This is a genomic window from Kocuria sp. CH-021 (assembly GCF_049716185.1).
In the GTDB taxonomy this organism is placed as follows: domain Bacteria; phylum Actinomycetota; class Actinomycetes; order Actinomycetales; family Micrococcaceae; genus Kocuria; species Kocuria cellulosilytica.
Genome location: NZ_JBNAFK010000074.1, coordinates 1 through 243, shown reverse-complemented (window position 1 = coordinate 243; position 243 = coordinate 1). Strand labels below are relative to the sequence as shown.

The 243-nt window shown below is 64.6% G+C and carries 1 rRNA gene; it reads left to right on the top strand.

Annotated elements, in window-relative coordinates:
- Nucleotides 1–172 precede the first annotated feature (172 nt).
- Nucleotides 173–243, top strand: a 5S ribosomal RNA gene (gene rrf / locus ACPYN7_RS18080); the annotation flags it as partial.

The window sequence follows — 243 nt, the reverse complement described above, 5'->3', positions numbered from 1 at the left end:
GGGACACCACAGAACACCGCGTCCACTATACGGCTCCCAACCAACAACCCCACGGTTGTTCGGTGCACGGGAACCACCACTGAAACACCACAGCAGACGACTGTGACCAGATTTCCCCTCCACACCACCGCCCCCCGGGGGACGGCACGGTGGGGCCACAGGGAGGCAGAGTTACGGCGGTCATAGCGTGGGGGAAACGCCCGGTCCCATCCCGAACCCGGAAGCTAAGACCCACAGCGCCGA